The organism is Microbacterium murale, from assembly GCF_030815955.1.
Taxonomy (GTDB): domain Bacteria; phylum Actinomycetota; class Actinomycetes; order Actinomycetales; family Microbacteriaceae; genus Microbacterium; species Microbacterium murale_A.
Window position 1 is genome coordinate 640,192 of the sequence record NZ_JAUSXK010000001.1, and the last position, 13,320, is coordinate 653,511.

The 13,320-nt window shown below is 67.1% G+C and carries 10 protein-coding genes; all 10 read right to left on the minus strand.

The window, feature by feature from the left end:
• Positions 1-55 precede the first annotated feature (55 nt).
• The gene (poxB, locus tag QFZ46_RS03230; protein ID WP_307358237.1) at positions 56-1,780 is read right to left on the minus strand and encodes a ubiquinone-dependent pyruvate dehydrogenase; all 1,725 of its coding nucleotides are present in this window, start codon (positions 1,778-1,780) and stop codon (positions 56-58) included.
• 88 nt (positions 1,781-1,868) lie between these two features.
• Positions 1,869-3,293, minus strand: coding sequence for a GntP family transporter (locus tag QFZ46_RS03235; RefSeq protein ID WP_307358240.1), 1,425 nt, complete (start codon positions 3,291-3,293; stop codon positions 1,869-1,871).
• A 70-nt stretch (positions 3,294-3,363) separates the two neighbouring features.
• Complete coding sequence (locus QFZ46_RS03240; protein ID WP_307358242.1) at positions 3,364-4,254, minus strand: NAD(P)-dependent oxidoreductase; 891 nt, start codon at positions 4,252-4,254, stop codon at positions 3,364-3,366.
• Between the two features lie 11 nt (positions 4,255-4,265).
• Positions 4,266-5,669 carry a four-carbon acid sugar kinase family protein gene (locus QFZ46_RS03245; RefSeq protein WP_307358246.1) on the minus strand — a complete coding sequence of 468 codons (1,404 nt, stop codon included), beginning with the start codon at positions 5,667-5,669 and terminating at the stop codon, positions 4,266-4,268.
• 115 nt (positions 5,670-5,784) lie between these two features.
• Complete coding sequence (locus QFZ46_RS03250) at positions 5,785-6,492, minus strand: FadR/GntR family transcriptional regulator (protein WP_307358248.1); 708 nt, start codon at positions 6,490-6,492, stop codon at positions 5,785-5,787.
• A 43-nt stretch (positions 6,493-6,535) separates the two neighbouring features.
• Entirely contained in the window at positions 6,536-7,900 is a 1,365-nt protein-coding gene (locus QFZ46_RS03255; RefSeq protein WP_307358249.1) for an NAD-dependent succinate-semialdehyde dehydrogenase, read from the minus strand.
• A 32-nt stretch (positions 7,901-7,932) separates the two neighbouring features.
• Positions 7,933-9,399 (minus strand): NAD-dependent succinate-semialdehyde dehydrogenase, encoded by a 1,467-nt coding sequence (locus QFZ46_RS03260; protein ID WP_307358251.1) that lies wholly within the window; start codon positions 9,397-9,399, stop codon positions 7,933-7,935.
• 31 nt (positions 9,400-9,430) lie between these two features.
• Positions 9,431-10,987, minus strand: a complete 1,557-nt coding sequence (locus tag QFZ46_RS03265) for an APC family permease (RefSeq protein ID WP_307358253.1) — start codon at positions 10,985-10,987, stop codon at positions 9,431-9,433.
• On the minus strand, positions 10,984-11,880 hold the full coding sequence (locus QFZ46_RS03270) for a universal stress protein (RefSeq protein WP_307358256.1): 897 nt from the start codon (positions 11,878-11,880) through the stop codon (positions 10,984-10,986). The genes QFZ46_RS03265 and QFZ46_RS03270 overlap by 4 nt, the downstream gene beginning before the upstream one ends.
• Positions 11,877-13,235, minus strand: a complete 1,359-nt coding sequence (locus QFZ46_RS03275; RefSeq protein WP_307358259.1) for a flavin monoamine oxidase family protein — start codon at positions 13,233-13,235, stop codon at positions 11,877-11,879. Before QFZ46_RS03275 ends, QFZ46_RS03270 begins: the two co-directional genes overlap by 4 nt.
• Positions 13,236-13,320: the final 85 nt, after the last annotated feature.

Consider the following 13,320-nt stretch of genomic DNA (forward strand, 5'->3'; position numbering starts at 1 on the left):
AACCGCGGGCGCCTCGCCGGGGCGGATGGACCGACGAGGCGACGCCGGCTCGGCCTCAGAACAGCTGTCGCCAGTTGGCTCTGGCGAGATCCAGCAGTTCATCGCCGCGGCCGGACATGACCGTACGGATGGCGTAGAGCGCGAAGCCCTTGACCTGCTCGGCGGTGACCGCCGGCGGCATGGACAGCTCCTGTCGCTCGGTCACGACGTCGAGCAGCGCCGGACCGTCGTGAGCGAGCACCTCGCGCACAGCATCCGGAAGGTCTTCACTGCGCTCCACGCGTCGAGCGAAGATGCCCAACGCCTCGGCCACTGACGCGAAGTTCGGATTCTCGAGGTCGGTGGCGTACGTGACGAAGCCGGCGGCCTTCATCTCGAGCTCGACGAAGTTGAGTGAAGAGTTGTTGACCACGATCGTCTTGACCGGGAGCCGATTCTGCGTGAGCGTGATGAGCTCGCCCAGCATCATGGCCAGTCCACCGTCACCGGCCAACGCCACGACCTGCCGCTCCGGTTGCGCGGTCTGCGCGCCGATGCCGTGCATGAGTGCGTTCGCCATCGAACCGTGGGTGAACGAGCCGACCAGGCGACGTCGTCCGTTCATCGTGAGATAGCGCGCCGCCCACACCGTGGGTGAGCCCACATCCGCGGTGAAGATCGCATCGTCGGTCGCGTACTCGTCGACCAGGCGTGCGAGGTACTGCGGATGGATCGGGTTCCTGCCCTTCGCAGGCACCGCGAGCTCGTCGAGTTTCTTCCGCGTCTTGCGGTAGTGCGCGACGGCGTCGTCGAGATGCGAACGATCCGACTTCTCGGCGATCCGTGGCAGAAGCGCCTCGGTGGTCGCCTTGACGTCGCCGACGAGGCCCAGATCGAGTGGATGCCGCTTGCCGAGCTGCGATCCTCGGATATCGACCTGGATCGTGGTCGCGTCGTCCGGATAGAACTGCGGGTACGGGAAGTCCGAGCCCAGCACCAGCAGTGCGTCCGCCGACTCCATAGCCCGATAGCCGGAAGCGAAGCCGAGCAGCCCTGTCATGCCCACATCGAACGGGTTGTCGTACTCGATGAACTCCTTACCGCGCAATGCGTGCACGATAGGAGCGCCGAGGCGATCGGCGAGGGCGACGACCTCGTCATGCGCGCCCTCGACTCCGGCACCGGCGAGGATCGTGACCTTCGTGGCCGCGTTCAACAGCTGCGCCGCCTTCTCGAGTTCGCTCGGGCTCGGGACGATCACGGGATGCGCGCGCTCGATGACGCTGGTGCGGTCCACCGGCACCTCGGCGAGTGCCACCTCACCCGGGATCACGATCACCGCGACCCCGCGCTGCTCGATCGCGGCGCGCATCGCGATCTCGAGGACTCGCGGCATCTGCACGGGGTCTGCCACGTACTCGACGTACACGCTGCACTCGCGGAACAGCTCCTGAGGGTGCGTCTCCTGGAAGTATCCGGTGCCGATCTCGCTCGTCGGGATGTGCGCGGCGATCGCGAGCACCGGCACGCGAGAGCGGTTGGCGTCGAACAGTCCGTTGATCAGGTGCAGGTTGCCAGGACCGCAGGAACCGGCGACGACCGCGAGGTCACCGGTGATCGCGGCATCGGCCGCAGCGGCGAACGCCGCGGACTCCTCATGGCGCACATGCAGCCAGCGGATCGTGCCGTCTCTGCGCAGCGCGTCGGTGAATCCGTTGAGAGAGTCACCGGGGATGCCGTAGACCCGGTCGATGTGATTGGCGCGGAGCGTGTGGACGATGTTCTCGGCGACAGTGACCATGATTCGAGGCTACGCCAGCCACCCGCCTGCAGGGCAAGACCCTCGGCATCCGTCTCCGGATCCCGAGGGTCTTGGCACGCGACGTCCGTCAGCTGATCGGGATCGCCGCGTAGAGGATCCAGGTGAGGAGGAATCCGGCGACACCCAGAACGGTGGTCAGCGGCGTCCAGGTACGGAGGCCGTCCTTGACCGACAGCCCGAGGTAGCGCGTGACCACCCAGAACCCGGAGTCGTTCACGTGGCTGAGACCCAGTGCGCCGTAGCCGATCGCGACCGCGACGAGCGCGATGTGGATCGTGTCGAGGCCGAGCACGGCGACCGAAGGCAGCAGCAGGCCCGCCGTGGTCGTGATGGCGACCGTGGCCGAGCCCTGCGCGGCGCGCATGATCAGCGAGATGAGGAAGGCTGCGAGCAGCAGCGGCATGCCCGATCCGGCGAGCACCTCGGCGACGGCGCCGCCGATGCCGGTCTCGGTCAGGACCTTTCCGAACGCACCACCGGCACCGGTGACGAGGATGATGACCGCGGCGGCGGGCAGGGCCGACTCCATGACCTCGCCGAGCTTCGCTGCCGACCATCCACGACGTACTCCGAGGAAGAACATGGCGGCGGCGATCGCGACCATGAGCGCGAAGATGGGCTGGCCGATCATCGACAGGAACGCGTTCCAGAAGCTGCCGGTCTCGAATGCGGGGGCGACAGCGGTGCCGAGCATGATGAGCACGAGGGGCAGCAGGATCAGGCCGAGAACGGTGAAGGCGCTGGGTGCCTTCTCGCCGTCGCGGAGCCCTGCGTTCGCGGAGGGCTGCTCGTTCCCGAAGCTGTCGAACATCTGCTTCGTCGCCTCGATCATCGCGAACTCGCGGCGGTTGATCAGCTTGCCGACCCAGAACGACAACGCCGCCAGCGGGATCGACACGAGCAGCGCGAAGATCGTCACCCAGCCGATATCGGCACCGAGGATCGTCGCACCGCCGACGATGCCGGGATGCGGCGGGACGGCGACGTGCACGGCGAGCATGATGCCGGCGACGGGGAGACCGAACTTGATGGGGTTGAGGCCTGCGACCTTCGAGAAGGCGAAGATGATCGGTACGAGGATGATGAATCCCGCATCGAAGAACACCGGGATCGCGAGGATGCCCGCGGCGATCACCAGTGCGACCCCGACCCGCTTCGGACCGAGCCACTTGGTGAACTTCCCGGCCAGCGACTCCGCGCCACCGGACAGCTCGATGATCTTGCCGAGCATCGAGCCGAGCGCGACGAGCACGGCGACGGAGCCGAGGGTTCCGCCGACTCCGGCGATGATCGCCTGGATGATGCCGAGCTGTTCGACGGTGCCGTCATCGGCTGTGATGTTCGTCATGGGGAGGCCGGCGGCGAGGCCGACGACGATCGAGACGAGGATCAGGGCGTAGAAGGCCTGCATCTTGAATCGGATGATCAGCAGGAGCAGCAGAGCGAGTCCTGCGATTCCGATCGCGATCAACGCGGGAAGAGGGAGCGTCACTGGATCTCTTCTTTCAGTTCTCCGGCGCGCATGTGCGCCTGAGGTCGGAGGTGGGTTCGGGTGGAGTTGGTCAGGAGAGTCGTTCGGGGGCGATCACGCGGATCACGGCGGAGTCGTCGTGTGCGCCGAGGCCCTGGGCCTCGCCGAGCAGGAACAATTGCTCGGCGGCGTTCGCGACCGGAGTCGAGAGGTGCGCGGCGCGTGCGGCATCGCCGACGATGCCCATGTCCTTGACGAAGATGTCGAGGCGGCTGAGCACTTCGGCGCCTTCTTCGTCGTAGGCCTGCAGCGAGCGCGGACCACGGTTGCCCAGCATGAAGGAGTTCGCCGCACCAGCGGTGAGCGCTTCGAGAGTCTTCTCTCGATCGAGGCCGAGGGCATCGGCGAGTGCCAATGCCTCAGCGGCTGCGGCGATGTGCACGCCGCACAGCAGCTGGTTGACCGTCTTCAGCGCCTGGCCGTCACCGGGCTTGTCGCCCACGATCGAGAGCGTGGAGGCGAGCTGGTCGAGCACGGGGCGTGCGATCTCCAGAGCGGCCTGACTCGCTCCGACGACGATCAGCAGATCGCCTTCGCCGGCGCGCACTGGTCCGCCGGAGAGCGGGGCGTCCACGAGCTGAGCACCGTGCTCGGCGAGACGCGCGGCGATGTCGGCGATGCCGTCGGTGCCGACCGTGCTGGTGAGGATGACCACGGCGCCTTCGGCCAGATGCGATGCGAGACCGGTCTCGCCGAAGAGCAGCTCGTTCAGCTGTGCCCCGGTTCGCACCGCCACGAGCACAGCCTGAGCATCGGCGACGGCATCCGCCGCCGATTCCGCAGGAGTGACGCCCTTCTCCGCAGCGAGCGCGACGCGTGCGGCGGCGATGTCGAAGCCGCGCACCTCGAAGCGCTCGGCGAGGCGGGTGGCCATCGGAAGACCCATTGCTCCCAGGCCGATGACGGCGACGGTGGAGGTCATCTCTGTTCCTTTCAGTTGGCGTCGGCCAACGTCGAGACGACGCGGGCCAGCGAATCCGTATCGCCGACGTTGCCGGCGAAGACGATGTAGGGGATGCCGACGGCGGGGCCGGTCTCGGGCTGCCACAGCGAGACGATGCCGGGGAGCATCGGTCCGAGCACGGTGGCACGGCGGATCTCGAGAGCCTCGCTCGCGACGTCGCTCGAGGTGATGCCGCCCTTCGCGATGACGAAACGGGGCGGGGCGATCTCGAGCACGCGGCGCACCAGGTCGACGACGCCGCTGGAGACCTTGCGGGCGATGTCGAGGCTCTCGGCGCCGTCAGCGCCGGTGACGAGCTCGCGGGTGGTGTGCACGATGACTGACCCGGAGTCAAGCGCTTCAGCCACGGCACGCGCCTGGGCGTCGAGGTGCGCCTCGCGACGATCGTCGATCAGCTGACGCACGTCGAGTTCGATCGTGACGGTGTCCGGTCGTTGGCGACGGAGCTCGGCGAGCTGCATCGTCGTGAGCGGCACGTGGCTGCCGACCACGACGAGTCCGCCCCGGTCGTAGGCGAACGGGATGTCTGCCGCTGCGACGGGCTCGGCGATGTCCTGACCGATGTGCGCGCGCACGTACGGCGGGCCGACACGCAGCAGCACGTCGCGATCGCGCATGCGGTGCAGCGCGAGCGCGACGACGCGCATGTCGGCCTCGTCCACGACGTCGACCACGACGACGGACCCAGCGGGGACGTCGCGGAGGAACGATGCCACGGCATCGACGCCCGATCGGATGATGTCGATCGTGAGCGCGGCCACCTGATCGGCCGGCACCCGTCCTTCGGTCTTCTCCGAGACCCAGTCGCGCAGGTCCGACGAGGCGAATCCGAACGTGGCGTCGTCTGCGAACGGGGTCTCTCCGACCGGCGTCGCCTCACCGTCCGTGACCCAGAAGTGCACGGCATCGACGGTGATACGACCGGCATCCGGGAAGGCCGGGATGATCAGGACGAGATCAGGCGCCGTGCCGCCGTGCGCGACGATCTCTCCTGCGAGCACGTCGGTCTCGAGCGGGAAGTGACCGCGGAGCGTCGAGTCGCTCCGGGAGACGAAGGTGACGCGCCGGCCGGACTCGGATGCCGCGGCCAGCGCGACCGCGACCACCTCGCGATTGCGCGCGGCGGCGGTGTCCTCGTCGAGCGATCGGGTGTTCGTCAGCACGTAGACGGCCGGAGCTCCGGTGGCGAACGCACCGGCGAGGTCCTCACGCTCCCACCGCGTGAGTACGGGAAGGCCAGCGACCGACTGAGTACCGGTCGGATCGTCGTCGAGCACGACGAGCACTCCCTGCGGGTCGAGGGCGGCACGCACCTCGGCGGCGTCGATCTCGACGGATGCCGGCAGCGAGGCGAGAAGCGCATCGACGTGCACTGGAACTCCTTCGTTCAGAGGGGTGTCGTGGAGAGCGGATGTGACATTCGGAATCGCTATCCGATATCAGATAACGAGGGTACGCCCTTATCGTTGCGCGGCAAAATCGTCGCGTCTACTCGCCCAGCACGTAGTGCAGCAGGTCGTCGCGGGTCTGGCGCATATGGCTCGCCATCGCCTCGCGCGCCGCATCCGCGGAACGCGTGCGCATCGCCTCGAGCACTGCGGCATGCTCGGCGATCGCATGCTCGCGGATGTCGAGCACCGCGCTGGTCTCGGTGCGTGAATCCTGCAGCATCGCGGTGAGCGGGCGCACCGATGCGACGAGGATGCGGTTGTCCGCCGCTGCGAAGATCACATCGTGGAATGCGAGATCCGCGTCCACGAATCCGGGAACATCGCCGTTGCGGTGCGCCGTCCGCATCAGGTCGAGCATCGCCTCGAGCTGCACGATGTGCTCGTCGGTGCAACGCGGGGCCGCGAGTTCGGCGGCGCCGGTCTCGAACATCACGCGCATGTCGATCAGATCGAGCGATGAACGCCGTCGCGCTCCCCCGCTGCGCGCGAGACGCACTACGGCCTCCAACCCGGTCCATTCATCGACCGGCGCGATACGGTGCCTGCTGCCTGGCACAGGGACGATGACGCCCTGCGCCTGCAGCAGCCGCACCCCCTCGCGCAGCGTGAGTCGAGACACGCCGAGCAACGTGGCGAGATCGGCCTCGGCCGGAAGCGTCTCTCCCGCGACGAGCCTCCCGGCGATGATCTCATCGAGCAGCCCGTCCACGACAGATTGCGTGCGGGAGACTCGTTCGACCTTCATGCGTCAACGGTAGCGCGGCGGGCGCCTCGGCGGATTCAGCAGGTCAGGCCGTGCGGATGAGCTTCTTGTTCACGAACTCCTCTGCAGCCAGGTGCCCGAGCTCGCGGGACGTGCCGCTGCGCTTCACACCGCCGAACGGCAGCTCTGGACTGTCCGCGAGCACGAGGTTCACGTAGACCATGCCCGCCTCGATCCGATCTGCGACGCGCTCCGCCTGCTCGGGGTCGGTGGTGAACAGATAAGAGCCGAGACCGAAGGTGGTGTCGTTGGCCAGTTTCACTGCGGCGTCCTCGTCCGCCACGCGGTAGACGACGGCCGCGGGGCCGAAGAGCTCCTCGCGGTAGACATCCATCTCCGGTGTCACGTCCGAGAGCACCGTCGGGGCGAAGAACGCGCCATCACGGGTGCCACCCGTGAGCAGCGTCGCACCCTGCGCCACCGCACCGTCGATCTGCTGCTGCAGGTGCTCCGCCGCAGCCGCCGATGCGACCGGCCCGAGCACGGTGTCATCCTGCGTCGGGTCCGTCGCCTCGACCGCGGCCATCGCCGCCGTGAACTTCGTCGTGAACTCCTCGTACAGTCCGTCGACGATGATGAAGCGCTTCGCTCCGTTGCAGGCCTGGCCGTTGTTGTCCAGGCGCGCGTCGACACCGGCCTGGACCGTGGCATCCATGTCATCGGTCGACAACACGATGAAGGGGTCGGATCCGCCGAGCTCGAGCGCGACCTTCTTCAGATTCCGACCGGCGATCTCGGCGACGGCGGAACCTGCACGCTCCGAACCGGTCAAGGACACGCCTTGCACACGCGGGTCGGCGATGATGTCGGCGATCTGGTCATTCGTCGCGAGCACGTTGACGTAGGCACCCTCTGGGAACCCGGCGTCCCGGTAGATCTCCTCGATCGCCGTCGACGACTCGGGGCACTGCGGCGCGGGCTTCAGCAGGATCGTGTTGCCCACGATGAGGTTCGGCGCTGCGAATCGCACGATCTGATAGGCGGGGAAGTTCCACGGCATGATGCCCAGCAACGGCCCCAGCGAGTCACGACGGATGATCGCCGACCCCTCCCCGAGGATCGCGATCGGCTGATCGGCCATGATCGCCTCCGCCTGATCGGCGTAGTACTCGGCGATGTCGGCGGCGAAGTCGACTTCGCCGAGCGCGGCCTCACGCGGCTTGCCCATCTCGCGCACGAAGATGTCTGCGAGTTCCTCGCGGCGCTCGCGATGAAGCTCGGCGGCGCGCCGGATCAGCGCCGCCCGCTCTGCGACGGTCGAGGCCCGCGACCAGCCGCGGTGGGCGGCGTCCGCAGCGGCGACCGCCTCGTCGATCTGCGCGTCGGTGAAAGTGTCGTACGCGGACAAGGTCTCCCCTGTCGCCGGGTTGATGACGGCGTAATCGGTCATGGTCACAGTCCTCTCGGTCGTCTTCGGAGTGTTCAGTTGGGAATCAGCGTGTACTTGGTCGACAGGTACTCGTGGATGCCCTCGAGTCCGCCCTCGCGACCGATGCCGGACTGCTTGACACCGCCGAACGGGGCAGCGGCATTCGAGACGACGCCCACGTTGAGGCCCATCATGCCCGTCTCGAGCGCATCGATCATCCGGTGTCCGCGGGCGAGATCCTCAGTGAAGACGTACGACACCAGACCGTACTCGGTGTCGTTCGCGAGTCGCACGCCCTCGGCTTCATCCGTGAAGGTGGCTATCGCCAGTACGGGCCCGAAGATCTCCTCCCGGAGGATGTCGCTCCCCGCAGCCACCTCCGTGATCACGGTCGGCTCGAAGAACGTGCCTTCACCGTCTATCGCATGTCCGCCGGCGAGCAGTTTTGCCCCGCGGCCCACTGCATCGTCCACGAGCTCGCCGGCCTTCGCCACGGCATCCGCGTCGATGAGCGGACCGATCGTGACGCCGTCTTCGGTGCCGCGCCCGATCTTCATCGCCTGAACACGCTCGGTCACGCGACGTGCGAACTCCTCCGCGACGTCCGCATGCACGATGAAGCGGTTCGCCGCCGTGCACGCCTGGCCGATGTTGCGGAACTTCGCCAGCATCGCGCCGTCGACCGCCTTGTCCAGGTCGGCGTCGTCGAAGACGACGAACGGGGCATTGCCGCCGAGTTCCATCGACACACGCAGGACGCCCTCTGCAGCCTGTGCGATGAGCTTCCGCCCCACCTCGGTCGATCCGGTGAAGGACAGCTTGCGCAGTCGAGGGTCGGCGATGATCGGCGCCGAGAGCTTGGACGACGACGAGGTCTGCACGACGTTGACCACGCCGGCCGGGAGACCCGCCTTCTCCAGCAGCGAGACGAAGAACATCGTGGTCAGCGGAGTCAATGCCGGCGGCTTGATCACCACCGTGCATCCGGCAGCGAGGGCGGGCGCGATCTTGCGGGTCGCCATCGCGAACGGGAAGTTCCACGGCGTGATGAAGAACGACGGACCCACCGGCCGCTGCGAGACGACCATCCGCCCCGTGCCCTCGGGGTTCGATCCGTACCGCCCGGAGATGCGCACCGCCTCCTCGCTGAACCAGCGCAGGAACTCGCCGCCGTAGACGACCTCGCCACGCGCTTCGGCGAGCGGCTTGCCCATCTCGAGGGTCATCAGCAGCGCCAAGTCCTCCTTGTGCTCCTGCACGAGGTCGAACGCTCTGCGCAGGATGTCGCTGCGCGTGCGCGCCGGGGTCGCAGCCCAGGACTCCTGGGCATCGGCGGCCGCATCGAGGGCGCGGATGCCGTCGGCAGGCGTCGCGTCGGCAATGGAGCGGATCACGGCATTGGTCGCGGGGTCACGCACATCGAAAGTGCGTCCGCCTTCGGCGTCCTCCCATTGCCCGCCGATGAACAGGCCGGTCGGAACGCTGTCGAGCAGGGCGGCTTCGTTGGGTGCAGTCGTCATCGTGTTCTCTTTCTGTGGGACGGGGAGGATGTCAGCGGCGGCGCAGACTGGGCGGGGCGTCCATCGCCAGCGTCTCACCGCGGAAGAAGGCCGGGCGTTTGATCGCCTGCCAGATCATGATGAGGATGCCGAGGACGATGACGGTCACGCCGAGGATGAACACCAGTCCGACGCCGGCGATGTTGGATCCGCTCCCGTAATCGGGGTTCATGCTGTCGACGAGTGTCATGACGAACAGCGCGGCCAGGATGACCCCTCCGACGAGGGGGAAGAGCAGCGTGAAGAAGAACGTGCGTGCCGAATCGAACCACTGCTTGCGGAAGTACCAGACGCAGGCGAACGCGGTGATGCCGTAGTAGAAGCAGATCATCATGCCGAGCGCGGTGATGGTGTCCCACAGGACGTCTTCACTGATGAATCGCATGACGGCGTAGAAGGCGGATGCCACGACCGCGGCGATGATCGTCGCGTATCCCGGTGTGAAGAACCGCGGGCTGACGCGGGCGAACTGCGAGGGCAGCGCCCCATAGTGCCCCATCGCGAGCAGCGTACGTGCAGGCGAGACGAAGGTCGACTGCAGAGACGACGCCGAGCTGGTGAGCACGGCGAGCGAGACGAGGAACGCGAGCGGCCCGAGTATGGGCCCGGACAGATAGAAGAAGACATTGCTCTGGATGTCTTCGTTGCCGAGTCCGAGCGCGCCGGTGCCGATGCCGGCGAAGGACAGCAGGGAAAGCGAGAGCAGCAGGTAGAGGACGACGATCGTGATGACCGTGAGGGTCGCCGCGCGCCCAGGCGTCTTCTCGGGGTTCTTCGTCTCCTCATTCATCGTCAGAGTGACATCCCACCCCCAGAAGATGAAGATCGACAGGGAGAGACCTGCGACGACCGCGCCGACCGATCCGACCGCGAACGGGTTGAACCAGCTCAGCTCGATCGGGCTCGCGTCGAAGGCGTTGCCCTGCGCGACCTGCACGAACGCCGTGATCGAGAAGATCAGCAGCACGAGCAGCTGGAAGCCGACGAGGTAGTACTGCAGCTTCTGCGTCGTCTGCATGTCGCGGTACGACACGAGCGTCGCGCCGAGCATGAACAGCAGGCAGACGGCGACGTTGATGAACGGGTTGAAGGCGAGTTCGGCGATGGTGCCGGGATTGCCCGCGATCTGATCGATCAGCAAGAACAGGAATTCCACCGCGATGCCGGCGAGATTGGAGAGGACGAGGATGGTCGCGGCGATCAGTCCCCAGCCCGCCATCCAACCCACCCAGGGACCGAAGGCGCGCGCTGCCCAGGTGAACGACGTGCCCGAGTCGGGCATCGAACGGTTGAGCTCGCGGTAGCCGAAGGCCACGAGGAGCATCGGGATGAAGCCGATCAGGATGATCGCCGGGACCTGGAACCCGACCTCGGACACCGTCGGGCCCAACGCCGCGGTGAGCGTGTAGGCCGGCGCGATGCAGGAGATGCCGATGACGACAGCGCCGATCAGACCGACGGTCCCGGCGCTCAGCCCCTTCTGCGAGAGCCCTCCGGTGACTGGTGCCGGTTCTGGTGCTGAATCCGTGGTGGGAGGTGTGGTGCTCATGCGAGGTCTCCTTCGACCTGGGCACCTGTGCGGGTGCGTGGCACGACGATCATGGGAACGGGAAGCACGCGCAGCATCTTCGCTGCGGTGGATCCCAGGAAGAGTCGGCGCGGCTGGGCGAGTCGACTCGAGCCGACGAGGATGACCTCGCCCGGCAGCCAGGACAGGTGGGTGACGGCATCCTCGACGCTGTCTCCCGGCGCCTGTTCGGCCGATACCTCGATGTTCTTCGGCAGAGCGGTCTTCGCCGCGGCCAGCACCTCGTCGGCGTGGCCTCCCGCGACGACACGGATCGCTCCGGTGTCGAGCCCTGGCGGAACGTCGAACGGCACCAGCGACACGAGTCGCAACGGCGTGCCGCTGTCGGTCGTCATCGCCACGGCCTCGTCGAGCAGAACATCGGCCCCGGCGCGGGTGCCCAGCGCTGCGGTGATCCGCGGGATGACATCCGCGGACTGCTGAGCGGTTCCCGCCGGTGCGAGTGCGACCGGGATGGGCGAGGAATGCACGAGTGCGGATGCCACGCCTCCCAGACGGTGACGCCCGAAGCCGGCCCCCTCTGCGGCGCCGACGACGATCAGGCGGGCGCCGAACTCCTCACCCGCGGCGATCAGTCCCTCGGCGAACGACTCTCCGAGACGGACGTGCCCGCTGCGGGTGATCTCCTGCGGGAGATGCCTCATGGCCTCGGCGAGCCATTTCTTACCCTGCGCGCGGATGACATCCTCGTAGGCGCGCTCCGGCGGAACGGCCGCGCTGCGCGTGCCCTCCGATGGCAGCACGATCACCAGGTGCAGGCGGGCATCGAGACTGCGCGCCAGGCGCGCGCCGAGAGCTGCGGCATCGGCTCCGGCATCCGTCGCGGTGTACCCGACGACGATCGCTCCGCTCATGAGCGGCTCGCTTCCACGATGTCGGACGCGACCAGATGCCCCATGCGGATGGCACCGTCGACGTGCTGGTAGCCGGCTCCGGCGAGGTCGCTGCACGCGAAGTGGATCGGCCCCACGGGTGTGCGCAGGTCTTTGCCGTAGCGGTGGAGCCCGCCGAGGTCGAAGCTCGCGGCGTACGCACCGCGCGTCCATTCCTCACTGCCCCAGTCGCTCTCGTAGTAGACGACAGGATTCTTCGCCTCTGGGCCGTAGTAGTGCGAGAGGGACTCGAGAATGCGCTCCTTGCGCTCCTCGGCACTGAGCTCGAACACCCCATCAGCGTTCTTGTCGGAGACGAAGCCGACGAGAGTTCCCCGCTCATCGGCATGATTCGTGTTGTCGTATGCCTCGTGCGAAAGCTCGTACGGGCTGAATGCGGTGCCGCTGAGTCCCTGCTCACGCCAGAACGGACGGTCGTACACCGCGTGGACCTTGATGACGAAACCCATCGAGAGGTGCTGGTGCAGCTGGTGCTGTCTGCGCGGCATCGGCGGAACGAAAGAGATGCGGTTGTACAGCACGGGTGCGTGCGCGAGGATCGCGAAGCGCGCCCGCACGGTCAGGTCATCCGTGGTGGCGGTAACCCCGGAGTCGCCCCACTCCAGCGAACGCACCGGCTGGTCGAGCAGCACATCATCGCCGAGTCGTTCTGCGAGCAGCAGCGGCACCTGCTGAAGGCCGCCGACGACGCGCTCATCGAGGATGAAGTCCGCGTCGACGAGGTTCGAGAAGCTACCGGCAGAGGCCGCCATCAACAGCGCCTGCAGCGTGGAGAAGGCGTGTGCGGGTTTGGTGAGCATGGCCCCGGCGATGAAGAGCGCGATGTTGTCGCGCGCCTCCTGATCATCCGTCTCGTGTGCGAGCCACGCCTCGAACGAGACCTCGTCGAGCGCTTCGGCGTCCGGATGCGCCCACGGGCGGTCCGGGTCGATCTCGGCAACCATGGCGTCGAGCTTCTCGATGAGATCGACCATGACCTTCTCGGTCTCAGGCGCGACGGGGAAGATGTCGCCGGTGAAGCGGGTGAGTTCGCCTGACGGACCGATGTAGACGCTGTCCCCGTCGCGATAGCGGCTGTAGGTGGAGAGGCCGAGGTCCTCGAGCGCCTCCTTCAGGGCATCTTGATCCGGCGAGACCCACTGGCCGCCGATCTCGAGCATCGCGCCGTCGATGATGTCGGTCCACAGCCGCCCACCGACGCGATCACGTGCCTCGAGCACGGCGACCGAGAGACCGGCCTTCCGCAGATCATTCGCAGCAGTGAGCCCCGCCGCTCCTGCGCCCACGATGAGCACGTCCCGTGTGATCTCAGTCATCAGCAACTCCTTCGTCGTTCGTGCGGACTGTGTGACAAGCGCCGGTCGCGATCCGAAATCCCCCGATACAGATCGCGACCGGACG